This is a genomic window from Burkholderia sp. Ac-20392, from assembly GCF_017104585.1.
Lineage (GTDB): Bacteria > Pseudomonadota > Gammaproteobacteria > Burkholderiales > Burkholderiaceae > Burkholderia > Burkholderia lata.
Genome location: NZ_JAAGPB010001042.1, coordinates 1 through 1149, shown reverse-complemented (window position 1 = coordinate 1149; position 1149 = coordinate 1). Strand labels below are relative to the sequence as shown.

The 1149-nt window shown below is 66.2% G+C and carries 2 protein-coding genes; both read right to left on the bottom strand.

Annotated elements, in window-relative coordinates:
• Positions 1-213: 213 nt before the first annotated feature.
• Positions 214-540, bottom strand: coding sequence for a DUF4148 domain-containing protein (locus tag G3N99_RS40660; protein ID WP_174935341.1), 327 nt, complete (start codon positions 538-540; stop codon positions 214-216).
• Positions 541-763: 223 nt separating this feature from the next.
• A partial coding sequence (locus G3N99_RS40655) for a PilZ domain-containing protein (RefSeq protein ID WP_206125248.1) occupies positions 764-1149 on the bottom strand: 386 nt, incomplete at its 5' end.

The following is a 1149-nucleotide window of genomic DNA, read 5'->3' as shown; positions in this document are numbered from 1 at the left end:
GCGCTCGCATCGGCCGCGATCCTCGGCGGCGTCGCGGCCGTGCTCGCGACGCGGGCCCGGCAGGCGGGCAGCACGCGGTGATGCGGATCAGGCGCAGCACCCTCTTGCAGCCCCACCCATTCACGTGGCCAAAATGCAAAACCCGCACACGGATACCGTGCACGGGTTTCAGATGAAACGGCAAACCGGGCGCCCTTGCGGGCGCTGCCTGGCTTAGTGGCCGAAGAACACCGACGAACGATCGGTTGCGGCCGGCACGACCACGCGCTGACCCGACTGCGACGTCGCGGCAGGGCTCGCACCGTAGCCCGTTGCATCAGCTTGCGCACCGGTGTTCTGGGCGGCGGCGATCTTTGCCTGTGCGGCCTGGATGTTTTCCGGGTAGTTCATCCAGTCGTTCGGGTTGTAGCCGGCCTTTTCGAGCTGGACCAGCTCGGCACGCACTTGCGCGCGCGTCAGCGGCTGCTGGCTCTGTGCAAACGAGACAACCGGTGCGGCCACCAGAGCGGCCAGTGCAACTGCCTTGATCAGCGATTTCATGATGCGTTACCTCCAGGATTGTTTTGTCAGGCGCTTCGGACTCGGGGTCGTTGCGCATGAGTAGAAGTCTAGGAGGCCACGCTATCAGGGTAAATACTTAAATCGCGAATTCACTGTTGACGGAAAACATACAATCGCCGCGGAATCACCCGAATCATCAGATGATTGTCGGCATTCATGCACTGAATGCCGTGGCGCGGCACGGGGTGCGCCCAGCCTTGCCTCAGCGCCGCCGATCGGTATCCGACGACGCCATCAGCCGGTCGAACAGCAGCGCCTTGAGACGGATCAGGTCGTCGGCGCCGGTCTCGCCGAACGCCGCGTGATGCAGCGTCAGCGCGGGCGCCGCCGGATCGGCATGGACGGCCCGCACCGTGCTGTCGAGCGCCAGCAGCTCGACCCGGTCGCCCGCCGAGTACGGAAGCTGTACGCGCAACGGTTCGCCGATTGCGGCGATCGGCCGGTCGACGGCAATCGACAGCCCGCTCAAGCTGATGTCGTGCACCATCCCGATCCCTTCCGCGCCCTCCGATCCGCCCGCGCAGCAGGCGGCGATCCGCACCGGCACGCGCGGCTCGGCGCGCGTGCGCAGCCGGTCGACGAAGCCGG

Bases quoted from the DNA above. Each gene is read 5' to 3' on its own strand.
- G3N99_RS40660 (WP_174935341.1), bottom strand. From the start codon at position 540: ATGAAATCGCTGATCAAGGCAGTTGCACTGGCCGCTCTGGTGGCCGCA.